Consider the following 21,953-nt stretch of genomic DNA (forward strand, 5'->3'; position numbering starts at 1 on the left):
GCTTCCTCCAGCATGACCAGTACCGAGCTTGCCCGAGAGGCGCTGCCCCAGCGGATCAAGCGGAAGATCAAACATAGCCTTGGACCCTGGGGCGTGTTCATCGAAGGCTTCCTGCGCAATCCCGTGATGGTCGGTTCGATCGTTCCGTCCTCGCGCTTCACGATCAATCGCATGCTTGGCCCGGTGGACTGGGCCAATTGCAAGCTCTTCGTCGAATACGGCCCCGGAGTCGGCACGTTCTGCCGCCCGGTGCTCGACCGCCTGGGTCGCGACGGCCAGCTGATCGTGATCGACACCAACCCGCTGTTCATCGACTATCTGCGCCGCACCATCACCGACAGCCGCTTCATTGCGGTGCTCGGCTCGGCGGCCGATGTCGAGGACATCGTGCGTGCCCATGGCCACGACAAGGCGGACTATGTCCTGTCCGGCCTCCCGTTCTCGACGCTGCCCGACGGCGTCGGCCCGGCGATCGCTTCCGCCACCTACCGCGTCATTCGCAAGGGCGGCGCGTTCCTGGTCTACCAGTTCACGCCCAAGGCGCGCGAATTCATGGCGCGCCACTTCAAGCGGATCGACAACGGCATGGAGCCGATCAACGTCCCGCCCTGCTTCCTGTTCTGGGGCTGGAAGGACGAGGATTGAGCAGGCGCTGACGCCTTCTCACGTCTCCCTATATGAAAAAGGCCGGCGCCCAGCGCCGGCCTTTTTGGTTGTGCGTCCCGATCCGCCGGGAGTCCGAACGCGCCGGGCCGGATCGACCCAGACCCGGCGCGATTCGCTTGGCGGTCCTATTCGAAAGGCCGCGCCGGGCTTTCCTCGCCCCTGCCCGCCAACTGGCGATGGACCTGCGCCACGACCGCCACGAAATAGAGCGCCATGATCGTCGCCATGATCGATTCGACGATGGCCGCAACCACCCGCACCACTTCTCCGGGAGCCAGGAGCGTGACCGGCAGGGTCAGGATATTGCCGAAGATCATCAGCACGATCATCGCCAGCATCAGCAAGGCATAGAAGCCCAGGAGCCGCGCCGTATTGCCCTTTGTGAGAGTCCATGACCGGCCCAGGGCAAAGATCGGGTTGAGCGTCTTCTCCACGGCCACGACCGGCGCCGTCACCGAAAAGCGCACGAAGATGACGAGACCCAGCACCAGCGCGAGGAAGAGGCCGATGGTGGCGCCGATCGCGCCGCCCGCCGCGCCGAGGCCTCCGGCGACGACCAGGGCGAACAGCCCCAGCGCCAGGCCGATCACGATCTGCGCGACCAGATAGGGCACCAGCCCCTTCACGCCCGCCCGGATGGCTTCCCCCACGGTGGGCCGACGGTCGGTGTCCAGCAGGCAGAGCAGCGACAATGTGCCCAGCGCCTGAAGCAGGGCGATGGGAATCATGATCGGCAGGATGGAGCTGTAATAGCTTTTCACCGCCGCCATGACCTGCTGCTCGTTCATGCCGGTGCCCATGTCCGGCTGCGGGAAGAAGATCGCAAAAACCAGCTGCGGCAGCAGGAAGAACACCCCCGCCAGCGCCAGGACAACCTCCCTGTTCGCGGAGACCGCCTGGGACGCCTGGCTCCAGGCCCTGTTGCTGTCGAACTTCATAACTGCTCCTGATGCCGCCAAATGAGGGGCCAAGTGAGAGCCGAAGTGAAAGACGACCCTCAAAGTGACTTGATAACCGCAGGGAATGACGCCACGCAACGCGGCATGACTGTTCCCTCCACGCTTCCGGGTGATATCGAACTGCGCGTCAGCGCCGAACCGGTGCCCTACCGCGCCGCGCTCGAGGAAATGACCGAGCGCAATGCTGCCATCGCCGCCGGAGAGGCGCGCGAACTGATCTGGCTCCTCGAACATCCGCCCGTCTATACCGCCGGCACCAGCGCGGTGGCCGGCGAATTGCTGGATCCCCGCTTCGAAGTGGTGGAGGCCGGACGCGGCGGGCGCTACACGTACCATGGGCCGGGCCAGCGCGTTGCCTATGTCCTGCTGGACTTGCGCAAGCGGGCACGCGATGCGCGCGGCTTCGTCCATGGCCTCGAAGGCTGGGTGATCGACACGCTCCAGGATTTCGGTGTCGACAGCTTCCGCAGCGAAGGCCGCATCGGCATCTGGACCCAGGATGTCGACGGCCGCGAAGCGAAGATCGGCGCCATCGGCGTGCGCATCCGCAAATGGGTGACGATGCACGGATTCGCCGTGAACATCCGGCCGGACCTCGCGCATTTCACCGGCATCGTACCTTGCGGGATCGAGGAATTCGGCGTCACCAGCCTCGCTCGCCTTGGCCGCCAGGTTGAATTCGAAACCTGGGACGAGGCGCTGATCGCCCGCGCCCCTGCCTTTCTTGCGGCGCTCGACCGCCCCTGCCCCCCGGAGAAGCCCGCATGACCCCGGCCCGCCACGCCACCAGGCTGACCCTGCTGCTCGCCGCTTCCGCCTGCCTGTCGCTCGGCGCCTGCAAGAAGGAAGAGGCTCCGGCCCAGAATGCGGCTACCGGCGCGAAGATCCTGCCGCGCTCGGTGAGTGACGACATGCTGCCGTACGATACGGTCCGCTCGCAATCGCCGATGGCAGCGCCGGTGGCCGAAACGCGCAGCGGCCGGCCCGCAACCAGCAGCAGTGCCAGCGAGGCGGCACTGCCGGAAGACACCGCTGCCGATGCCGCCGCGGCGGCCGCAGCGGATGTCGAGGCCGCAGCCGCGCAGCCTTCCCCGCAACCCTGACCGGGGCAGGATCCGGGCGCGACCGAAGTCGCGGCCCGGATCGCTCCCGCCCGAACGCCTTCCCCCGGGGCCGCTCGCGCCGCTCGCGCCGCTCGCGCCGCTCAGAGCGCCTTTTCGTAAATCGCGTATTCGCGGTTCATCTTGCTGTCGATGGCGCCGGCAATGGCCACCATGCCCTGGTTGTCCTCCAGCACCCAGCCGATCTCGCCGCGCCTGGCGCCGAACTTGCTGACGGCCGCACGGCGGATATATTCGATCATCATGAAAGCCAGCTGGCTGGCGAGACGCGAGGACTGCAGCTTCTTGCGCACGCCCATCAGCGGCACGCGCATGTCGGCCGGTTTGGGCTTGCGCAGCCAGAGCAGCAGGCGAATCAGTCCCAGGATCGACGGCTTGCCCTTCGGTCCGTTGAAACGCTTCTGCGCCTGGTTGAGGTCTGGCCAGGTCATCATGAAGGCCACCGGCTCGCCTTCATATTCGGCGATGCGGATCAGTTCGGGATGGACCAGCGGCTTCAGGGCCTTGCCGGTATATTCGATCTCGCGGTCGGTGAAGGGCACGAAGCCCCAGTTGTCCGACCAGRCATCGTTGAGGATGTCGCAGATCAGCGCCGCTTCCTCGTCGAACCGCTTGGGATCGACCTCGCGGATGCGGATCTTGGCGTTCTTCTCGCCCGAGGAAATGATGCGCTGGATCAGCGGCGGATATTCCTTCCGCACGTCGATATCGTAGGTGTAGAGCGTCTTCACCCGGTCGTATCCGGCACCCTCGATCCACGGCTGATAGGCCGAGTCGTGGTGCGCCATCATCACCATCGGCGCGTGGTCGAATCCGCTAACCTGCAGGCCCGGCTCTTCCCAGACCGAAAGGTTCATCGGCGCCAGGACACGGGTCATGCCTTCTTCGCGAAGCCACTGTTCGGCCGCGGCGATAAGCGCCTTGGCGACGTCTTCGTCCTCGGCCTCGATCGCGCCCCAGTTGCCGGTGCCGGGACCCATGCCCTGCTCCGCCGGCTGTTTCAGCGCCAGTTCATCGATGTGGGCCGATATGCGCCCGACGATGAGATCGCCCCGCTTGGCGAGGAAAAGCTGGCCGCGGGCATGGTCCCAGAAGGGATTCTTGCCCGGGGTGAACTTGGAGATCTCTTCCGAGCGCAAGTTCGGCACCCAGTTTTGATCTGACGCATTGTGCCGATAAGCGTAATCGACAAAGGCGCTCCTGTCGGCCTTGCTGGACACGGGTGTGATGACTAGTTCGGCTTTGGCCACGATCCTGCCTTTGTTCCGCTTTATGGGAATTGCTGGATCGCGACCTGCGGTCGGTCCCGGCACCTTGTCAAGCCGGACCGCGTGGCAGGGCCGCCCACAACACACGCAGCGGGCCGTTTATGCCCGGGGACTTTGGACTTGAAGAGTATGACTGCCCAGGAAGCCATCGATCTGTCGCCCTCGGCGACCCGTCCTGCCGCTTTCGCCAGAGAAGCGGCTCGCCCGCGTTCGTCGGACATTCCCGACGACAAGGCGATGCTGCGCGCCGCGGTGGAACTGACGCGCGACATCTCGCACGCCCGTCCGGAAATCTATTGGCCGGACATGCTGGCCTCGGCCGCGGTCGGCTATGCCGCGCTGGCGGCCGCGATTCTCGTCGACGGCGTCTGGGCCAGCGTGGCTTTCGGCCTGCTTTCGGCCCTGGCGCTCTATCGCGCACTGCTGTTCATCCACGAACTGACCCATATCCACCGCGACGCCCTGCCCGGCTTTCGCTTCGCCTGGAACGTGCTGGTCGGCATTCCCATGCTGATCCCTTCGCTGATGTATGAGGGGGTTCACACGATCCACCACACCCGCACCCGCTACGGCACGGTGGAAGACCCGGAATACCTGCCCCTGGCGCTCATGAAGCCATGGAGCCTGCCGGTCTTCGCGCTCACCGCGATCCTGCTGCCGGTGGCCCTGCTGATTCGCTCGGCCGTGCTGATACCGCTCGGCGCCGTGATCCCGCCGCTGCGCAAACTGGTATGGGGCCGCGCCTCGGCGCTGGCCATCAACCCCCAGTTCAGCCGCCGTCCGCCCGAAGGCGCTTTCGCCCGCATGGTGTTCTGGCAGGAACTGGGCTGCTCGGTCTGGGCGATCTCGGTGCTCGCGGCGAGCTATGCCTATGGCTGGCGGCCCCTGCTGATCGCGCTCTGCGTGGTTTCGCTCACCGCCTTCCTCAACCAGGTCCGCACCCTCGTCGCTCACCTCTGGGAGAACGACGGCGACGCCATGACGGTGACGGCGCAGTACCTCGATTCGGTGAACGTGCCCCCGCCGGCCCGCTTCTCGGAGCTTTGGGCCCCCGTGGGCCTGCGCTACCACGCGCTGCACCACCTGCTGCCCTCAGTGCCCTATCACTCGCTGGCAGAGGCTCACCGCCGCCTTGCCCGGCATCTCGGCACCGATTCGACATATGCCAAGGCCAACTATCCCGGCCTCCTGCCGCTGGTCGGCCGCCTGATCGAAAGCACCATGCGGAGCCGCTGACGGCGCTCGCGACAATTCGACAACGAAAAAGGGCCCGCGGAAACGCGGGCCCTTTTTCGTTTGTCCGGAAGAGCGGATCGCGATCCCGAGGTCTATTCCTCGGTGCGGATCAGCACCGTCTCGCCGATCAGGGCGAAGAGCACGAAAGGCGCCCAGGCCGCGACCAGCGGCGGATAACCGCCGAAATTGCCCATCGCCAGCGCCGCATTGTCGAGCACGAAGTAGGCGAAGCCCAGCGCCATGCCGATCACGGCGCGAATCAGAAGCTGGCCCGAACGCGCCAGGCCGAAGGCCGCAACCGCGCCCAGCAGCGGCATCAGCATCGAGGAGAACGGCCCGGAGAGCTTGTGCCACCATGCCGCCTCCAGTTCGCTGGTACGCCGCCCGGCCACTTTCATCGCCTCGATCGAGGATGAAAGCTGGAACAGGTTCTCCGAATCGGCATCGACGTTCGAGATCATGATCTTCGCCGGCGTGATGCCGGGAGCGACCGTGGCGGATACCAGCTTGGTGGTGCTCGTGGTCGCCACGTCGAATCGAGTGGCATTCTCGAAACGCCAGCCCGGATTGGCGAAAGCCGCGCGGTCGGTTCGCAGCTGTTCGACGATGATCCCGTTGCCATCGCGGCGGTAATAGGTCACCCCGCGCAGCACCATGCGGTCGTTCTGGCCTTCCAGGCTGGAGGCCAACAGCAGGTCCCGCCCGTCCGCCAGGTACAGGTTGGCCTTGACGCCGGGGTCCTTGGGGATCGGCCCGTATTTCACCGCCTGCCAGGCATTGAGGGTGGCGGTGGACCGGGTGACGACACGCTCGTTGAAGGCGAGGCTGGCCAGCGAGATCGCCAGCGCCGTCAGGATCAGCGGCGCCAGCACCTGATGCGCCGAAAGCCCCGCCGCCTTCATCGAGATGACCTCGCTGTTCTGGTTCAGCGTGGCTAGAGTGATGATCRTCGCCAGCAGTACCGAATAGGGCAGGAACCGCGCGATCAGCTGCGGCACGCGCAAGGTCACGTAGTAGAGGAGCTGCTCCTGGCCATTGCCGGGATAGGCAAGGATGTCACCGCTTTCGCCCAGCAGATCGAGCATCTGGAGCACGAGGACCAGCATCAGCAGCACCGCCAGGATGCGCGTGATGAACAGACGCGCGAGATACCAGGTCAGCGTGCGCGAAGGGAAGAATTCGAACTGCATCTCAGGAAGGGTCCGCCGGTTCGGGCAGGAGCGGCCCGCGCTTGCTGCGCTTGAGCAGCGACTTGAAACGCTTCACGACGATCTCAGCGCCCTTCTCCAGCCAGCCGATTGCCTGACCGCCCGGAACGTAGGCGACGCGCCAGTACATCCAGAGGATCAGCGCGGCGAAGACGAAGAAGGGTCCCCACAGGCCGAGAATCGGGTTCATCTTGCCGAGCGAGGCCACGTCGGCCGCGTATTGGTTCACCTTGTGATAGGCGACGACCATGACGATCGAGACGAACAGGCCCAGCGCCGAAGTCGACCGCTTGGGCGGGATCGCCAGCGCCACCGCCATCAGCGGCAGCAGCAGCATCATGATGACTTCGACCATGCGGTAATTGAAATTCGCCTGGCTCGAAATGCGCTCTTCCTTGGGCAGGTTCTTGTTCCAGCCCAGGTTCGCGAGTTCGGGCAGCAGATATTCGCGCTCGGTGCCGCCGCGCTTGCGGAACTTCTCGATTTGCGGAAGCTCGATGGGCAGGTCATGCCGCGTGAAGGACAACACGCGGGGCTGCTTGCCCGGCATGTCCTGGATGATCTGGCCCTGGTCGAGTCGCAGGATGATCGTGTCCGGCGCGCCCTTGAGCGCGAGGAACTGCCCCTGCCGCGCGGAAATGGACAGCACCTGCCCCTTCTCGTTCGCGACGCGCGCGAAAATGCCGATCAGGCTGCGGCCATTGTCGCGGCTTTCGTCCACGCGCAGGGCGATGCGGTCCTTGAGCGAGGTGAACTCCCCGACCTTGATCGAGGCGCCGAGCGCACCCGATTTCAGCTCGTAGTTGAGTTCCTCGTAATAGTAGCGCGCCAGCGGCTGGAGATAGCCGACGATCGCAAAATTCAGCCCCGCCAGCAGGATCGCCAGGATATAAGGTACGCGCAGGAGCCGCGTGTAGCTGAGCCCCACGGCGCGCATGACGTCCAGCTCGCTGGAGGTGGCCAGCTTGCGGAAAGCGAGCAGGATTCCCAGCATCAGGCCCAGCGGAATCGCCAGGCTGGCGTATTCCGGCAGGAGATTGGCCAGCATCTTGAAGACGACGCCGATCGGCCCGCCCTCCGTCGCCACGAAGTCGAAGAGCCGCAGCATCTTGTCGAGCACGAGCAGGGATGCCGCGAGCACGAAGATGCCGAGCATCGGCATCAGCACGAGGCGAAAGATGTAGCGATCAATGGCGCTGAGGAATTTCACGCTGAAAGGTTCACCGGGGGCGTCGTCATAAAACCGTGCTCCACAAGCCCTTAACGGCTTGGCGCCTAGGGGCAAAGCGAATTGTCTTGCCGGGTTCCACCTTGCGCGAAAGTCATCCCCGGCAAAACGACCAGCCGGAGCCGGGCCGCGCCGAAAGGTGCGGGAATGACCGGAGGCCCAGGCTGAGGGACCGCCGCCGTTTCACCCTATGTCACAGTTACATGCGCCGTGCACCCATTGCCTTCCCGGCGCCGCGTCCTGCATGGCGAAAGACGGTCACATGGCGCGAACACCGAATGCGGGCGCCGGACCCTCCCCCCGAAAGAAGCCTCGGCCCCCCGAAAACCCTGGCTCCCTCGAAGAAGATTGCCCTCTTGGAAGAACCTGATGCGCAGGCGCTGCTGGCTGCCTGCCGGAATATYGCCGATTTCGCAGATCCGCTGCTCGAACGGGAATTGCTGAGCTTCGCCCGTCGCGCCCGCGCCGCCACGCGCGGCGAAGCCCCCAGGATCGTGCGCGAGGCGCTGCTGGTACTTGGCCGCTGGGGCCGCGCGATCGATGCCTGTTGCTGGCAGGCGCGCGAAGAGCGGGCCACGCAATTGCTGAACGACGGGATTTGCGGACGCGCCGCGGTCACGCTGCTGCCGCGCGGCGTCACTTATGAGGTCGAGACTCTCAGCCCCTTGCATGACTGGGCAAGTGTGACGGTGCCTCAACTGGGCATCAGGACCGAAGCGACCGCCCATTCCATCGCCGCGGCGCTGGTTTCCGCACAGCTGCAAGCCATCGCGCAAGCCATCCGGCTTGGCGAGGCCGTGAACGGGAAAGACGAGCGGGCGAAAGAGCCTGAAATTCAGCGCTGAGGCGCGAATTCACGGCTGCTGCCATCGAGGTTCGATCCCTATGGCCCTGGTGCGATCTGGAGATCGCGCATTGGCCGAGGCTCGGTCCAGGCCGTTGGCAGTGCGGGCCGCGATGGCAGCCTCGATCATCTGCTAGCGTTCAGGCCTTTTCGAGCGTGCACTGCAGCGGGTGCTGGTTTTGCCGGGCGAAGTCCATCACCTGGTTCACCTTGGTTTCCGCGATTTCATAAGGGAAAATCCCGCAGACGCCGACGCCCTTCTGGTGGACGTGCAGCATCACGCGCGTCGCCTGCTCCAGGTCCATATGGAAGAAGCGCTTGAGCACGAGGACGACGAACTCCATCGGCGTATAGTCGTCGTTGAGCATCAGCACCTTGAACTGGCTGGGCTTCTTGGGCTTGGCACGGGTCTTGGTGGCGACCCCGAGCTGGTCGTCGCCATCGGTTCCGCCGTCGTTGCCATTATTGCCCCCATCGTCGGAATCCTGGTCGCCAGCCGCACGGATGGAAGCATCCGGAGCCTGCGACAGGCACGGATATGCGCTTCGAGCGAGCAGGGGACGGGGCAGTCTGGAATCGGCAGCGAGAGATAGCATGATGACAGAATATCGTATTGCAGCGCCTGGAAACAAGATGCCCTGTCCAGATCGGGGGTAGTTTTGAGGACGGAACAGGTCCCGGCCACGGCAAAACGGCCGGGTGGGAGATCCACCCGGCCGTCTGCTAGACGTCAGGAAAGTCCGTCAGGACCGTCCGGTGCGGCTCAGGCCGCGACGTGACGGGCCTTCTCGACGGCAACGCTGACGCGGCCGGAAATCGGCGCCATCGTGTCGCTGAAGAGCTTGAGAGCGGCTTCGCTGTTCTTCGAACCGTAAGCGACGGCGCTGTCGAAGTTCTTGCGCATGATGTCGCCCTGGAGCTTGAAGAAGTCGGTCGGCGACTTGGCCGCTGCGAGTTCCTTGATGTCACCGGTGAAGGTTTCGAAGGCGGTACGGCCTTCGGTGACCATTTCCGAACCGAAGCCCTGAAGGCCCTCGGCAAGGATCTTGCCCGATTCGAGAACCGCTTCCACGTTGCCCTTGGCGAAATCGCCGGCTTCGCCGAATGCAACCGAGCTCTTTTCGAAAGCGGCCTTGGCCTTGGCCTGGGCTTCGGTCACGGCACCCTGGAAACCGGCGAAGTTAGCGCTAATGTCCATCGTTTTTTCCTCGAGGATGAAGGGATTAAACAGTCCTGCAAACGTATTCGTCTTCGGGTCGGCGATCTTTTCTGCCGCCTTCATGGCTGCCGCGGCAGGCGTGGCAACATCGATGACCGGCTTCGCCGTGGCAGCCTTGGCCGAAACGGAAGAAGCTGGAACAACTTTCTTGGCCGGCACCGGCTTGGCTGCCTTCGCAGCCGGAGCGGGCTTGACCATTACCGGCGGCTTGGCGGCCGGGACAGGCGCCTTGGCTACGCTGGCCTTCGGTGCGGCGGTCTTGACCACGGGCGCCTTGACCTCCGGAGCCTTGGCGGCCGGAGCTGACTTGATCGCCGGCTTGATCGCCGACTGGGCGACCYTGGGCTTGATCGACTTGCCGGCAGCCGGCTTGGCCGACGGCGTGGAAATCGGGGCCGGCTTGGATACGGGAGCCGGGGCAGCCGGCGCCGAAGCCTTCACAGGCTGCGGCAAGCCGGGAAGCGGCTTGGCCGCAGCGACGGCGGGCTTGGAATCGGAGGCCTTTTCAGCCGCGTCGTCCGCCTTCGCGTCGGCAGCCTTGAGGGGTGCAACCGGGGTTTTCGCCGCTGCAGCCTCATAGGCCTTTTCAGCGAGCGCTTCGTCCTTCGTTTCTTCCTGGCCGGCCATGTGACTTCCTGCTTTCTGCTGGCAATCGTGTCTCGGGCGGATCGCAGGCTGGGCAGGGGGACGAGCGGACGTTGTCGTTCCGCGTTCAGTTCATCCCCACCCGTCTGCGATTCGGAATTCGTCTTTGCTGCGATGCACAATATGGGTTTGCAAAAGCGAAGTCAACGGGCTTATGCTGCACTGCAACATAAGCGAGCAAGCGCTCCTCCTGCCGCAAACCTAGGCTTGCGCGCCGTGACGGCCATCCTTCCCGAAAGAGGTAGCGCCCCTTTCCCCCAACGCCTTAGCGCTTGCGGAAGTTCCGGAAAATACGGAAAAACCTGAAGGCGCCTGCCCTTCTTGCGGCAGTCGCGAAATCACCGACGCCTCGCACCGGGTGCGGGCACAGGCTCTCCATGGCCTGCGTCATGTCCGGATCGGCCGTTTGGAAACCACCGATCCGGAGACAGATTTTCGGCGCAAGTATTGCCGGGTTCAACGCATGGCGACGTAGCGGCCGGGGGCGTCCTCGATCACCTTGTCGCCGCGGCCGCCGGGCCGCCGCTTGCCCCGCGCCGCCACTTCGGCAGCGTCGAGCTTGCGGATCCATTCCGCCCAATGCGGCCACCAGCTTCCCGCATGCTCCTGGGCGCCGTCTACGAAGGCATCGAGACTGTCGGGCCGGGCGTCGTTGACCCAGTACTGATACTTGTTCGAGCTGGGCGGGTTGACGACGCCGGCGATGTGCCCGGAACCGGCCAGCAGGAACGTCCAAGGTCCGGCCAGATAATGCGTGAGCTTCCACACACTCTGCGGCGGCGCGATGTGATCTTCGCGCCCGGCCTGGATGTAGACCGGCGTGGCGATCCGGTGCAGGTCGATCGGCACGCCGCATGCGTGCATGGAATCCGCCACGACCAGCCGGTTGTCGCGGTAGAGATCGCGCAAGTAGGCGCGATGCCAGTGCGCAGGCAGGTTGGTGACGTCGCCGTTCCAGTGGAGCAGGTCGAAGGCCGGATAGTCCTCGCCCTTGAGGTAGTTCTTTTCGACGTAGCTCCAGATCAGGTCGTTGCCGCGCAGCACGTTGAACGTCGCCGCGAGGTAGCGCCCGTCGAGATAACCCTCGGGAGAGAGCTTGCCGAGCGTCTCGATCTGCTGGTCGTCTACGAAGTTCTTGAGGTCTCCGGCTTCCTCGAAATCGACCTGGGCCGTGAAGAAGGTGGAGCTGGCGACTTTGTCCGCCTCGCCCTTGCGCGCGAGCACGGCGAGCGTGGCCGCCAGCGTCGTTCCGGCGACGCAGTAGCCGATGGTATGCACGGAAGGCACGTTCAGCCGCGCACGAACCGCGTCGATCGCCTCGATCTGCGCGGCGATGTAATCGTCCCACACGATGTCGGCCATGGAGGCATCGGCGGACTTCCACGAGACCATGAACACCGTCAGCCCCTGCTCCACGGCCCAGCGCACGAAGCTCTTCTTGGCGTTGAGGTCGAGGATGTAGAAACGGTTGATCCAGGGCGGGAAGATGAGCAGCGGCGTGGCCAGCACCTTGTCGGTGGTCGGCGTGTACTGGATGAGCTGATAGAGCGGCGTTTCGAACACCACCTTGCCCGGCGTCACGGCGATGTTCTCGCCCAGCACGAAGGCGCCGGGGCGGGTGTGCGTGAGCTGGCCCTTGCGCATGTCGTCGAGCAGGTTCTCGAAGCCGCGGACCAGGCTTTCGCCGCGGGTGCGGTTCGCCGCTTCCAGCGCCACCGGGTTGGTGAGCGGGAAATTCGCCGGACTCAGCGCATCGACGATGGCGCGCGTGGCGAACAGAAGCTGCGCTTTCTTCGCGGGTTCCAGCCCCTCGGTCGCCTCGGCCAGGCCCATGATCTCGGCCGAGAGCAGCAGATAGACCTGATGCAGCACCGCGAAGAACGGCTGACGGCGCCACTCGGGATCGGCGAAGCGGCGGTCACGCAGCGGCAGCTGCGGACCGGCCTCGGAAGTATCGCCCGCAGCGGCCTGCAGGCCGGCCTGGGGGCCCAGGCCATACTGCCCCAGCACCGTGTTTATCAGGGCGGAAATCCCGTTCCACAGCCGCTGCTGCACTTCGGGACTGGCGAAAGGCAATTGCCGCATGACCCCTTCGCCCGTGGCGATCCATTTCATCGGATCGGCATAGTGCGGCGGGCTCTCCTGGGTCTTGCCGAGTTGCTCGACCTGATACTCGGTCCAGATCGTGTGCATCCGGCTGGCGATCTGCGCCCATTGTACCGCGCTTTCCGCCTCGGGAGACCCTTTCCCGGGAACGAGCTGGCCGAACAGGCCCGTGATCTGCTCCATGGTCTGGCCCATGGCCTGCTGGGACTGGTTGCGGAACATTTCGGTGAACAGTTCGGTGGCATCGGTCGCCATGGGCAGTGCAACTCCGCTGCGTGTAGGGGAGCCGGACGAATCCCCGCTCCCTTTTCCTATTGCCTCGTTCCTATCGACTGCCCGGGCAATCGCCAACCAGACAAAAGTTGCGCATTCCACCGCGCGCGCCTCTCACAATTGCGCATCGGCCATTTGCGCTCGGGCTTTATTCCCCTACAGGAACCCGCGCGGCACTTTCGCCGCGTGTTTTATGGATTCACAGAGGTCATGGAAGACGAGTTCTACCGCATCAAGCGACTGCCGCCCTACGTTATCGCCGAAGTCAACGCGATGCGTCATGCGGCACGCCAGGCGGGTAGGGACATCATCGACCTCGGCATGGGCAATCCCGACCTGCCGCCGCCCGCACACGTCATCGACAAGCTGTGCGAAGTGGCCCGCAAGGAAGACGCCCACGGCTATTCGGCCTCCTCCGGCATTCCCGGCATCCGCCGCGCCCAGGCCAACTACTACGGCCGCCGCTTCAACGTCGATCTCGATCCCGAGACCGAAGTGGTGATGACGATGGGTTCGAAGGAAGGGCTTGCCAGCCTCGCCACCGCGATCACCGCGCCGGGCGACGTGGTCTTGGCCCCCAACCCCAGCTACCCGATCCACACCTTCGGCTTCATCATCGCCGGCGCGACGATCCGCTCGGTGCCGACCACGCCGGACGAACGCTATTGGGAATCGCTGGACCGCGCGATGGCCTTCACGGTGCCGCGCCCCTCGATCCTGATCGTCAACTACCCCTCGAACCCCACTGCCGAGACGGTGGACCTGGCCTTCTACGAGCGCCTCGTCGCCTGGGCGAAGGAGAACAAGGTCTGGATCCTGTCGGACCTCGCCTATTCGGAACTCTATTTCGACGGCAACCCCACGCGCTCGATCCTCGAAGTGCCGGGCGCCAAGGACGTGGCGGTGGAATTCACCTCGATGTCGAAGACGTTCTCGATGGCCGGCTGGCGCGTCGGCTTCGCGGTGGGCAATGCCAAGCTGATCGCGGCGCTGAAGCGCGTGAAGTCCTACCTTGACTACGGCGCCTTCACGCCGATCCAGGCCGCGGCCTGCGCCGCGCTGAACGGCCCGCAAGACATCGTCGAGAAGAACCGCGCGCTCTATCAGAAGCGCCGCGACGTGATGGTGGAAGCTTTCGGCCGCGCGGGTTGGGACATTCCCAGCCCCAAGGCCTCGATGTTCGCCTGGGCGCCGCTGCCGCCGGCGCTGAAGGAAATGGGCAGCCTGGAATTCTCGAAGCAGCTGCTGACCGAAGCCGAAGTCGCAGTGGCACCAGGCGTGGGCTACGGCGAGGACGGCGAAGGCTACGTTCGCATCGCCATGGTGGAGAACGAACAGCGCCTTCGTCAGGCCGCCCGTAACATCAAGCGCTTCCTCGTTTCCAAGGGCGTGAATACGCCTGCGGGGTAAAATTCAGGCTTCCAGGCGGGCTATTACAGACATTTCATAGCCCGCCTGTAAGAATTTAGGTGTTGTCCCCTAGGGGGGATGTCCCAGTATATAGGCCATGTTTTCACCACTGGCGAAACAGATTGGGGGGGGAATGACCTATCTGGGAAAGAGCGAGTGCCACGCACCACGGTTTCGATGGCTGGCACCCGAGAAGATGTCCGAACGGCTTGACCTGCAACGCTGCGGCTGGATCCTCGATCCGGAAGGCGTGCCGGCCACGAACTGCGTCGGCCTGATCGACGCTGCCGATCTCGACAGCGTGGGGTGGATGCAGGTCCTGTCCTTCCTGCCGTCAGAAGCGCGGCGCTGCGTCCTGGTGGCCGGCGTGGGCGAGGCGCAGGATCGCACGTCGCTGCTGCAGATCGGATTCGGAGACGTCGTTACCGAGCGGATCGGGATCGAGGAACTCGGCGCGCGCGCCAGTCGCCTCGCGCAGTTCACCGACTGGCTGCCCCGCACCCGCCGCGTCGGCCGCCTGACGCTGGACCTGCTTTCGCGCGAGGCGTTCGGCGATGGCAAGCCGCTCAATCTCAATCCGCGCGAATTCGCGCTGATCTGGCGTCTGGCGGATTCCATCGATCAGTTCGTCAGCAAGCAGGCGCTCATCTACGATGTCTGGCGGATGGGCTTTGTGCCCGAAACCAACAGCGTGGCCGTTCATATGTCGCGCCTGCGCCGCAAGCTGGCCTTCGTGGGGCTTGCCGGGATCATCGAGACCTCGCCCACCGGCGGCTATCGCCTCCACATGCCGGACGACGTGCCGCTGGCGGACCGTACCCTGCTCACCGCCGACTCCTCGGCCCCCCGCTCGGGGGATGGCCGTAACGCCTCTCTGGCGCACTAGCCCGTCCCCGAACCGGCCCCGGTTCCGCTAGTCGCGGGCCGGGTGCCTGCCCGCGAGCGCGGCCAGATCGCCGGGGGTGTTCACATTGGCGACCAGCGCCGGGATCTCCACCAGACGCGCGCCCAGGCTTTCGGCGAAGCGGCGCACCGAATGGCTCTCATCGCTGTGGAGGAGCGCCTCCAGCGCCGTCGCGGCCGAACTGGGCCAGATACCGATCACCGGCTGCTGCGCCAGACAGGCCGGTGCCGGTCCCAGCAGGCCCGGCAGGTCATCCGGCAGCAGCACCGCATCGACGCCGCAAGTCAGCACCGTGTCATAGCCTTCGTCGAGGGCGGCATGCAGCGCGGCCGCCAATCCGCCCAGCGGCCCCATGCCCGGCCGCGGCCAGTCTGGAAGGGTGGGCGCCGGCGCGGTTTCCCGCCCGACCACCACGACTTTCTCGGACCAGCCCGAGAGCGCGTCCACCGCCAGCGAAATCAGCGTATGCCCGCCGAATTCGGCCAGGGCCTTGTCGCTTCCGAACCGGCTGGACAGTCCACCGGCAAGAACGGCTCCGAGAATCATGCTGTGACCTTTTCGAACAATCGGGAATGACTAACGATCCTCGCCTGGACGCGTTCCGCTACCCTCGGGCAAGCGGTCGTTTCGCGGGGATGATGGCGGAGGGCCGCGCCGCTTGCAATTCGCGGCGACCTGCCCTCCAATCCGCCCGATGAAGACGCTTGTCGATCCCGATCGCCTGCTGGACCAGGGCCTCGCCCGTCTGCGCACCCGCTTCGCCATCCCCGAGGCCTTTCCGCCCGAAGTGCTCGATGCCGCCGAGAAGGCCGTCAGGCGCCCGCCGGTGCGCCATGCCGACCGCACTGCCTTGCCGTTCGTGACGCTCGACCCCGCAAGCTCGACCGATCTCGACCAGGCGTTCGCCATCGAGGCGAGCGGAGCGGACTGGCTGCTGCACTATGCCATTGCCGATGTCGCCTGGTTCGTCGCCGACGACGATCCGCTGGACAAGGAAGCCTGGCGCCGGGGGACGACGACCTATCTGCCAGGCGGCAAGGCCAGCCTCTATCCGCCCGTCCTGTCGGAAGGCGGCGCCAGCCTGCTGCCGAACGTCGATCGCCCCGCGGTCGTTCTCAGTGTCCGCATCGACCCGGCGGGCCTCTCGCGCCTCGACGGCGTGGAGCGCGCCGTGATCCGCAGCCAGGCCAAGCTCGCCTACGAGACGGTCAGGGACGAGGATCTTCCGGACGGCTTCCTGGAGATCGCCCGCCGGATCGAGCGGGCCGAGGACCGCCGCGGCGCCCAGCGCGTCGATCCGCCCGAGCAAGTCGTGGAACGGGACGCGGCAGGTCGTTTCTCGCTCGGCTTCCGTCCGCAGCTCCCCTCCGAGCGCCGCAATGCCGCCCTGTCGCTCGCCGCCAATCTCGCGGTGGCGCAAACCATGCTCGACGCGCAGACGGGGCTGTTCCGCGTCATGGCCATGCCCGATGCCAGGGCCGAGGAACGCCTGCGGGCGACGGCCCTGGCCCTGCGGCTGGAATGGCCGGCCACCATGCCGCTCGCGCAGTTCCAGCGGCGGCTCGATCCGCGCAGGCCCGCCGAAGCGGCATTCATGCTGGCGATCCGCCGTTCGGGCTCCGGCGCGAGCTATCGCCCTTACGACCCATCCAGGGCCGATCAGGCGGAACTGCCATGGCACGCCGCCGTGGCCGCGCCCTACGCCCATGCCACGGCCCCGCTGCGCCGCTTGGCCGACCGCTACGTCCTGCGCACCGTGCTGGCCCTTGCACAGGGCGAGGCCGTGCCCGAAGCGGTGCTTTCCGCCTTCCCGGAGATCCCTCGCGTCATGGCCCGGGCCGCTTCCCGCGATGCCCAGGTCGACCGCTCGGTGATCGATCTGGCCGAAGCGACCATGCTTCATGGCCAGGAAGGCACCGCTTTCCCGGCCGTGATCACCGATGTGCGGGACAAGAAGGCGCAAGTGCAGCTTTGCGAACTGCCGGTGATCGCCTCGATCTCCATCCCCCCTGCCCCCGTCACCGATGTGCTTCCCGGAAGCCCGGTCACCCTGCGTCTCGTCCGCGCCGACCCGGCCGAGGGCGCCTTGTCCTTCGAACTTGTCGATTAAATTCGCCGGATCGGAAAATGGGCGTTGCGCTAGTCCCGATCCGTTGTTAGGGGCGCGGTTCTCCACACGGATGGCCCGATGGCGGAGTGGTGACGCAGAGGACTGCAAATCCTTGCACGCCGGTTCGATTCCGGCTCGGGCCTCCATCTTGCTCCCTGGTTATCCAGGCGCAGCATCTTCCCAGATCCCGCACTTTTCACCACTTGCTGCGGCAAGGCGGGTGCCCTTGCGCATGTTGCGGGAACGCTGCCGGGGCGCGCCGGATCGCATTGCCGGTTTTTCCACGTAATTACTTCAAGTTAATGGGCAATAACGCCATCTTAATGGTGTTTGTTACGCTTCCTTAGTCGTCACGCGTTAGCTTGCGTGTTTCGACGAAGCAGGGTGCGGATGCAGAAGCGCGATAGTATACTTTCGCCGAACAAGGCGATGACAGCAGCACGGCGCCTGTCGGTCCATGCCGTTCAGGCCTGCTGCGCGGTCTGCGCGGTGTCCAGCGTTCTGGCAGAGGGCACGACCGCCCGCATCCTGGCGGGGATGGCAGCGGCAACGGCGCTGTTCACGCTGGGCGTCGGCATCCGCTACGGACGCCGCGCAGTGGCCGAACTCGACGGGCATCTCACACTGGTCGCCCAGACGGGCGCCGCCCGCGCGCAAGTCGAAGAACTCTTCGCGATGGCGGACATGCTCCAGGCCGCAGACGACCACGAGGATGCCGGTGCCGTGCTGATGGCCAGCGCGGAACGCCTGCTGCCGGAATTCGACGGTGCCCTCTATGTCTTCAACAATTCGCGCGACCGGCTCGACCTCGCGCGGTCGTGGAGCCGGAAGGATGGCTTCGCGCCGCCCGCCACGCTGTTCCCGGGGAGCTGCTGGGCGCTTAAGCGCGGCAAGCCCCATGTCAACGACAGGCTGGGAGGATCGCTGTGCTGCCAGCACGCGATCGGCGGCGCTTCCACCATCGAAGTCCCGATGATGGCGCGCGGGCAGGTGTTCGGCTTGCTCGTCATCGCCAGCGAGGCGGAAGATGCCTCGGCAAGGCTGCTGGACGTGACGCGGGTGGTCCGCGCCCTGGCGGATTCGATGTCGCTGGCCCTGTCCAACATCGCCCTGCGCGAGAAGCTGCGCACCCAGTCCCTGCGCGATCCGCTGACCGGGCTCTACAACCGGCGCTACATGGAAGACGCGCTGGAGCGTTACATCAATCTGGCCCAGCGCACCGGCACGCCGATCTCGGTGCTGATGATCGACCTGGACAACTTCAAGCGCCTCAACGACGATCACGGCCACGCCAAGGGCGATGCCGTGCTGTGCGATGTCGCGGGCCAGCTGGTGGAAACCCTGCGCCCCTCCGACGTGATCGCGCGCTATGGCGGCGAGGAGCTTCTGGTCATCATGCCCAAGTGCAGCCTCGACCATGCCGCGGCCAAGGCCGAACTGCTGCGCCAGCGGGTGGAAGCGCTCTCGGCCGCGCACGGCACCCCGGTCAGCGCCTCCTTCGGCATCGCCACGGTGCCAGAGACCGCGACCGGCGCAGGCGACGTGGTGGCGATGGCGGACAGCGCGCTCTATGCCGCGAAACAGTCCGGCAAGAACCGCGTGGTCACCGCCCCGCGCCGTGCCCGCAGCGACGACAAGGCCATGCCGCTGCTCACCGCTGCCGGGCGCTAGGACGAGCGGGACAACCTTCCAGCTTCCGGTCATTGCCATCCGACGTCGCGTCTGGCCGCGCGGGATGGCTGCGTCGCGCCTCCACATGGCGACGCCTGACGCGAACGAGGCCCTACAAGAACGAGGAAGACGCCATGCCGATCGATGGCAGCCCGCCACCTCACCCCCGCACCGGATCATAGACCGCACGAAAAAAGGGGCCGCATCGCTGCGGCCCCTTCTTCTTTTCGTTCAGGTCGCAAGACCCGAGCCGATCAGTCTTCCTTGAGGAAGGCCGGCAGGTGGTCGGGATCGCCGCCACCGTTGCCGCCGTCACGCGGACCGCGGGGACCGCGATCGCCACGGCCTTCGCCGCGCGGACCACGATCGTTGCCGCCACGGCCGCCATCACGGCGCGGGCCGCGACGGTCGCCGCCACGATCGTCACGGGGACCACGATCGCCGCGCGGTTCGCGCGGTTCGCGGGCCGGACGGGTGTCTTCCAGCTCGGCGCCGGTTTCCTGGTCGACGACGCGCATCGACAGGCGAACCTTGCCGCGCGGGTCGATCTCGAGGACCTTGACCTTGACGAGCTGGCCTTCCTTGACGACGTCGGTCGGCTTTTCGACACGCTCGTTCTTCATTTCGGAGACGTGGACGAGACCGTCCTTGCCGCCCATGAAGTTCACGAAAGCGCCGAAGTCGACGATGTTGACGACCTTGCCGTCGTAGATCTTGCCGACTTCCGCTTCCTCGACGATGCCGAGGATCCACTTCTTGGCGGCTTCGATCTGGGCGATGTCGGACGACGAGATCTTGATCACGCCTTCATCGTCGATGTCGACCTTGGCGCCGGTTTCAGCGACGATCTCGCGGATGACCTTGCCGCCGGTGCCGATGACGTCACGGATCTTCGACTTGTCGATCTGGATCGTCTCGATGCGCGGTGCGTGGGCCGAGAGTTCGGTGCGAGCCGAACCGAGGGCCTTGGTCATTTCACCCAGGATGTGCGCGCGGCCGGCCTTGGCCTGCTCGAGCGCCTTGCCCATGATTTCCTTGGTGATGCCGGCGATCTTGATGTCCATCTGCATCGTGGTGATGCCGAGTTCGGTGCCAGCCACCTTGAAGTCCATGTCGCCGAGGTGATCCTCGTCGCCCAGGATGTCCGAGAGAACGGCGAAGTCTTCGCCTTCCAGGATCAGGCCCATGGCGATGCCCGAAACCGGACGGATCACGGGAACGCCCGCGTCCATCATGGAAAGGCAGCCACCGCAGATCGTCGCCATCGAGGACGAGCCGTTCGACTCGGTGATGTCCGACAGGATGCGGATGGTGTAGGGGAAGTCTTCCTTGGCGGGCAGCACGGGGTGCAGCGCGCGCCATGCCAGCTTGCCGTGGCCGATCTCGCGGCGGCCCGGAGCGCCGAAGCGGCCCACTTCGCCGACCGAGTAGGGCGGGAAGTTGTAGTGCAGCATGAACGACGAGTACGACAGGCCTTCGAGGCCGTCGATCATCTGTTCGGCGTCCTTGGTGCCCAGCGTGGTGGTGCAGATCGCCTGCGTTTCACCGCGGGTGAACAGCGCCGAACCGTGGGTACGGGGCAGGAAGCCGACCATCGATTCGATCGGGCGGACCTGGTCGAGCTTGCGGCCGTCGATACGCTTGCCGTCCTTGAGGATGGCGCCGCGCACGATTTCCGCTTCCAGCTTCTTCATGGTCTTGATGGCGACCATCTGCAGCTGCGGGGTCTCGCCGGAGAAGGCTTCCTTGGCCTTGGCGCGGGCGGCGTTCAGCGCGTTCGAGCGGGCCGACTTGTCGGTCAGCTTGTAGGCAGCGGTAACGTCCTTGCCGACGGCCTTCTTGAGCTTCGCCTTGATGTCGGCCGTGTTGTCCGACAGGTCGATTTCCCAAGGTTCCTTGGCGGCCTGCTCGGCCAGGTCGATCACGAGGTTGACGACCTTGCGGCATTCGTCATGCGCGAACATGACGGCGCCGAGCATCTCTTCCTCGGTCAGTTCCTTGGCTTCCGATTCCACCATCATCACGGCGTTGCCGGTGGCGGCGACGACGAGATCGAGGCGGCCGTCTTCGAGAGCAGCGTTCTGCTTCGGGTTCAGCGTGTATTCGCCGTCGACGAAGCCGACGCGGCAGGCGCCGATCGGGCCCATGAAGGGCACGCCCGAGATGGTGAGCGCGGCCGAAGCGGCGATCATCGCAACGATGTCGGCCTCGGTTTCGCCGTCATAGCTCAGGACCTGGCAGATGACGTTGATTTCGTTGTAGAAACCTTCGGGGAACAGCGGGCGGACCGGGCGATCGATCAGGCGGCTGGTCAGCGTTTCCTTTTCGGTGGCGCCGCGTTCACGCTTGAAGAAGCCACCCGGGATGCGTCCTGCGGACGAAAACTTTTCCTGGTAGTGTACGGTCAGCGGGAAGAAGTCCTGGCCTTCCTTCACCGACTTGGCGGCGGTCACCGCGCAGAGCACGACCGTTTCGCCGTAGGTGGCAAGGACGGCGCCGTCGGCCTGACGGGCCACGCGGCCGGTTTCGAGAGTGAGCGTCTTGCCGCCCCACTCCATGCTTACGGTTTTGACGTCGAACATAAGAGGTTTTCCTCAGCCCGCCGGCCCTATTGCAACAGCGGGGTTTACTGCCGGGTATGCCGTCCCGGTCCGGTGTGGAGCCGTTTCGGGGCTCCTGGGTCTGCCGCCGAATTGCGGACGGACCCTTGGTTCTGTTTTACCGCGTTTTCCGGGTCATCAGGTGATCCCACCCGATTGGAAGACGCTCTAATGCAAGAAGCGGCCCGCTAGGGGCCGCTTCCCGTTAGTTCTTACTTACGCAGACCCAGCTTCTGGATCAGCGAGTTGTACCGCGCGACATCCTTCTTCTTAAGGTAGTCGAGCAGCGAGCGGCGCTTGTTGACCATGGCCAGCAGACCGCGACGCGAGTGGTTGTCCTTGTGGTGAGCCTTGAAGTGCTCGGTCAGGTTGCGGATGCGCTCGGTGAGGATCGCGACCTGAACTTCCGGGCTGCCCGTGTCGCCAGCGACGCGTGCGTTGTCCGAAATGATGTCCTGCTTCTTTTCAGCGGTAACCGACATAGT

19 protein-coding genes and 1 tRNA gene are annotated in these 21,953 nt (G+C 65.3%); 10 read left to right on the forward strand and 10 right to left on the reverse strand.

What is annotated here, in order from left to right:
* Positions 1–12 precede the first annotated feature (12 nt).
* Positions 13–645 carry a class I SAM-dependent methyltransferase gene (locus AB4Z00_RS14065; protein ID WP_132265114.1) on the forward strand — a complete coding sequence of 211 codons (633 nt, stop codon included), beginning with the start codon at positions 13–15 and terminating at the stop codon, positions 643–645.
* Between the two features lie 146 nt (positions 646–791).
* Here the strand turns inward: AB4Z00_RS14065 and AB4Z00_RS14070 are convergent, their stop codons facing one another.
* On the reverse strand, positions 792–1,604 hold the full coding sequence (locus AB4Z00_RS14070) for a hypothetical protein (protein WP_134095237.1): 813 nt from the start codon (positions 1,602–1,604) through the stop codon (positions 792–794).
* A gap of 105 nt (positions 1,605–1,709) precedes the next feature.
* On the opposite strand from AB4Z00_RS14070, the gene lipB reads away from it, so the two are divergent.
* Positions 1,710–2,393 (forward strand): lipoyl(octanoyl) transferase LipB, encoded by a 684-nt coding sequence (lipB, locus tag AB4Z00_RS14075; RefSeq protein ID WP_132265110.1) that lies wholly within the window; start codon positions 1,710–1,712, stop codon positions 2,391–2,393.
* Positions 2,390–2,728 (forward strand): hypothetical protein, encoded by a 339-nt coding sequence (locus AB4Z00_RS14080; RefSeq protein WP_442046355.1) that lies wholly within the window; start codon positions 2,390–2,392, stop codon positions 2,726–2,728. The genes lipB and AB4Z00_RS14080 overlap by 4 nt, the downstream gene beginning before the upstream one ends.
* Positions 2,729–2,829: 101 nt before the next feature.
* Here AB4Z00_RS14080 and AB4Z00_RS14085 read toward each other — a convergent pair whose 3' ends face one another.
* Positions 2,830–3,996 (reverse strand): N-acetyltransferase, encoded by a 1,167-nt coding sequence (locus AB4Z00_RS14085; protein ID WP_442046356.1) that lies wholly within the window; start codon positions 3,994–3,996, stop codon positions 2,830–2,832.
* A 147-nt stretch (positions 3,997–4,143) separates the two neighbouring features.
* On the opposite strand from AB4Z00_RS14085, the gene AB4Z00_RS14090 reads away from it, so the two are divergent.
* Entirely contained in the window at positions 4,144–5,250 is a 1,107-nt protein-coding gene (locus AB4Z00_RS14090) for a fatty acid desaturase family protein (protein WP_134095434.1), read from the forward strand.
* 92 nt (positions 5,251–5,342) lie between these two features.
* Here AB4Z00_RS14090 and lptG read toward each other — a convergent pair whose 3' ends face one another.
* Positions 5,343–6,440: an LPS export ABC transporter permease LptG gene (gene lptG / locus AB4Z00_RS14095; RefSeq protein ID WP_442046357.1), complete on the reverse strand. Its 1,098-nt coding sequence runs from the start codon at positions 6,438–6,440 to the stop codon at positions 5,343–5,345.
* Position 6,441: 1 nt separating this feature from the next.
* The gene (gene lptF / locus AB4Z00_RS14100; protein ID WP_132265104.1) at positions 6,442–7,668 is read right to left on the reverse strand and encodes an LPS export ABC transporter permease LptF; all 1,227 of its coding nucleotides are present in this window, start codon (positions 7,666–7,668) and stop codon (positions 6,442–6,444) included.
* Between the two features lie 296 nt (positions 7,669–7,964).
* Between lptF and AB4Z00_RS14105 the strand changes: the two genes are divergently transcribed.
* Entirely contained in the window at positions 7,965–8,531 is a 567-nt protein-coding gene (locus AB4Z00_RS14105; RefSeq protein ID WP_132265102.1) for a hypothetical protein, read from the forward strand.
* A 139-nt stretch (positions 8,532–8,670) separates the two neighbouring features.
* Here the strand turns inward: AB4Z00_RS14105 and clpS are convergent, their stop codons facing one another.
* The 3 genes from clpS to AB4Z00_RS14120 all read right to left on the reverse strand — a co-directional run bounded on the left by clpS (position 8,671) and on the right by AB4Z00_RS14120 (position 12,755).
* Positions 8,671–9,126: an ATP-dependent Clp protease adapter ClpS gene (clpS, locus tag AB4Z00_RS14110; protein WP_442046358.1), complete on the reverse strand. Its 456-nt coding sequence runs from the start codon at positions 9,124–9,126 to the stop codon at positions 8,671–8,673.
* Between the two features lie 167 nt (positions 9,127–9,293).
* On the reverse strand, positions 9,294–10,376 hold the full coding sequence (locus AB4Z00_RS14115) for a phasin family protein (RefSeq protein WP_442046359.1): 1,083 nt from the start codon (positions 10,374–10,376) through the stop codon (positions 9,294–9,296).
* A gap of 474 nt (positions 10,377–10,850) precedes the next feature.
* On the reverse strand, positions 10,851–12,755 hold the full coding sequence (locus AB4Z00_RS14120) for a PHA/PHB synthase family protein (protein WP_442046360.1): 1,905 nt from the start codon (positions 12,753–12,755) through the stop codon (positions 10,851–10,853).
* 228 nt (positions 12,756–12,983) lie between these two features.
* Between AB4Z00_RS14120 and AB4Z00_RS14125 the strand changes: the two genes are divergently transcribed.
* Together AB4Z00_RS14125 and AB4Z00_RS14130 are read left to right on the forward strand one after the other, a co-directional pair.
* A complete protein-coding gene (locus AB4Z00_RS14125; RefSeq protein ID WP_134095232.1) occupies positions 12,984–14,183 on the forward strand; it encodes an LL-diaminopimelate aminotransferase in 1,200 nt (399 codons plus the stop codon).
* Positions 14,184–14,316: 133 nt separating this feature from the next.
* Positions 14,317–15,069, forward strand: a complete 753-nt coding sequence (locus AB4Z00_RS14130; protein WP_442046361.1) for a winged helix-turn-helix domain-containing protein — start codon at positions 14,317–14,319, stop codon at positions 15,067–15,069.
* 27 nt (positions 15,070–15,096) lie between these two features.
* On the opposite strand, the gene mobA is transcribed toward AB4Z00_RS14130, so the two are convergent.
* Complete coding sequence (mobA, locus tag AB4Z00_RS14135) at positions 15,097–15,633, reverse strand: molybdenum cofactor guanylyltransferase (protein ID WP_134095231.1); 537 nt, start codon at positions 15,631–15,633, stop codon at positions 15,097–15,099.
* Between the two features lie 148 nt (positions 15,634–15,781).
* Here mobA and AB4Z00_RS14140 point away from each other — a divergent pair, with 148 nt between their 5' ends.
* The 3 genes from AB4Z00_RS14140 to AB4Z00_RS14150 all read left to right on the forward strand — a co-directional run bounded on the left by AB4Z00_RS14140 (position 15,782) and on the right by AB4Z00_RS14150 (position 18,868).
* Positions 15,782–17,197 carry an RNB domain-containing ribonuclease gene (locus tag AB4Z00_RS14140; protein ID WP_442046362.1) on the forward strand — a complete coding sequence of 472 codons (1,416 nt, stop codon included), beginning with the start codon at positions 15,782–15,784 and terminating at the stop codon, positions 17,195–17,197.
* A 72-nt stretch (positions 17,198–17,269) separates the two neighbouring features.
* Positions 17,270–17,343 (forward strand) — tRNA-Cys (locus AB4Z00_RS14145).
* A gap of 244 nt (positions 17,344–17,587) precedes the next feature.
* Positions 17,588–18,868: a sensor domain-containing diguanylate cyclase gene (locus AB4Z00_RS14150; RefSeq protein ID WP_442046363.1), complete on the forward strand. Its 1,281-nt coding sequence runs from the start codon at positions 17,588–17,590 to the stop codon at positions 18,866–18,868.
* A 254-nt stretch (positions 18,869–19,122) separates the two neighbouring features.
* Here the strand turns inward: AB4Z00_RS14150 and pnp are convergent, their stop codons facing one another.
* Both pnp and rpsO read right to left on the reverse strand, forming a co-directional pair.
* Complete coding sequence (gene pnp, locus AB4Z00_RS14155; protein WP_132265088.1) at positions 19,123–21,450, reverse strand: polyribonucleotide nucleotidyltransferase; 2,328 nt, start codon at positions 21,448–21,450, stop codon at positions 19,123–19,125.
* Between the two features lie 230 nt (positions 21,451–21,680).
* Positions 21,681–21,950: a 30S ribosomal protein S15 gene (rpsO, locus tag AB4Z00_RS14160; RefSeq protein WP_132265086.1), complete on the reverse strand. Its 270-nt coding sequence runs from the start codon at positions 21,948–21,950 to the stop codon at positions 21,681–21,683.
* Between the last annotated feature and the right edge of the window lie 3 nt (positions 21,951–21,953).

Source organism: Novosphingobium sp. YAF33 (genome assembly GCF_052113265.1).
In the GTDB taxonomy this organism is placed as follows: Bacteria; Pseudomonadota; Alphaproteobacteria; order Sphingomonadales; family Sphingomonadaceae; genus Novosphingobium.

Excerpts from the sequence above, each read along its gene's own strand:
- AB4Z00_RS14065 (WP_132265114.1), top strand. The coding sequence starts at position 13 with ATGACCAGTACCGAGCTTGCCCGAGAGGCGCTGCCCCAGCGGATCAAG.
- AB4Z00_RS14070 (WP_134095237.1), bottom strand. The coding sequence starts at position 1,604 with ATGAAGTTCGACAGCAACAGGGCCTGGAGCCAGGCGTCCCAGGCGGTC.
- lipB (WP_132265110.1), top strand. The coding sequence starts at position 1,710 with ATGACTGTTCCCTCCACGCTTCCGGGTGATATCGAACTGCGCGTCAGC.
- AB4Z00_RS14080 (WP_442046355.1), top strand. The coding sequence starts at position 2,390 with ATGACCCCGGCCCGCCACGCCACCAGGCTGACCCTGCTGCTCGCCGCT.
- AB4Z00_RS14090 (WP_134095434.1), top strand. The coding sequence starts at position 4,144 with ATGACTGCCCAGGAAGCCATCGATCTGTCGCCCTCGGCGACCCGTCCT.
- clpS (WP_442046358.1), bottom strand. The coding sequence starts at position 9,126 with ATGCTATCTCTCGCTGCCGATTCCAGACTGCCCCGTCCCCTGCTCGCT.
- AB4Z00_RS14120 (WP_442046360.1), bottom strand. The coding sequence starts at position 12,755 with ATGGCGACCGATGCCACCGAACTGTTCACCGAAATGTTCCGCAACCAG.
- AB4Z00_RS14125 (WP_134095232.1), top strand. The coding sequence starts at position 12,984 with ATGGAAGACGAGTTCTACCGCATCAAGCGACTGCCGCCCTACGTTATC.
- AB4Z00_RS14130 (WP_442046361.1), top strand. The coding sequence starts at position 14,317 with ATGACCTATCTGGGAAAGAGCGAGTGCCACGCACCACGGTTTCGATGG.
- mobA (WP_134095231.1), bottom strand. The coding sequence starts at position 15,633 with ATGATTCTCGGAGCCGTTCTTGCCGGTGGACTGTCCAGCCGGTTCGGA.
- AB4Z00_RS14140 (WP_442046362.1), top strand. The coding sequence starts at position 15,782 with ATGAAGACGCTTGTCGATCCCGATCGCCTGCTGGACCAGGGCCTCGCC.
- AB4Z00_RS14150 (WP_442046363.1), top strand. The coding sequence starts at position 17,588 with ATGCAGAAGCGCGATAGTATACTTTCGCCGAACAAGGCGATGACAGCA.
- pnp (WP_132265088.1), bottom strand. The coding sequence starts at position 21,450 with ATGTTCGACGTCAAAACCGTAAGCATGGAGTGGGGCGGCAAGACGCTC.
- rpsO (WP_132265086.1), bottom strand. The coding sequence starts at position 21,950 with ATGTCGGTTACCGCTGAAAAGAAGCAGGACATCATTTCGGACAACGCA.